Below are 385 nucleotides of genomic sequence, written 5' to 3' on the forward strand. Positions count from 1 at the left end.
ACATTAAACAGCTGTGCTTGAAAGATTTCACTTTTCAAACTTGATAAATGTCGAAGCGAAAAGAATACGATTTGTTCTTCTGWGAAATTATCAATGGTGGAAATGCCATCAAATAAATTCGCGTAGGTTTCCACTAGATTGGTAATGTTTAGCTCCATTAGCTCTAATCGATCTCTACGCCCATCTCCCAAGTGAGCATGATGGATCTTTTGTTCAAGGTCCGCATAGAGTTCTTCGCGAATATACGCCAAAAAATCACTAAACGTGGGATAGTCTTCAGGACGAAGACTGGTAATAATGTTATCATCGCCTTTTTCTTCATCCCATAATTCCCTTTCAATATAAAACTTTCGCAGAAGATTTTCATATTCTTTGAGTTCTGCAT

1 protein-coding gene is annotated in these 385 nt (G+C 37.2%); it reads right to left on the minus strand.

The features are described from left to right. Positions 1–385: hypothetical protein (locus tag AC1DWA_RS33700; protein WP_477917884.1), on the minus strand; the 385-nt coding region annotated here is incomplete at both ends.

This window comes from Rhodococcus sp. P4_F3_2, from assembly GCF_056401335.1.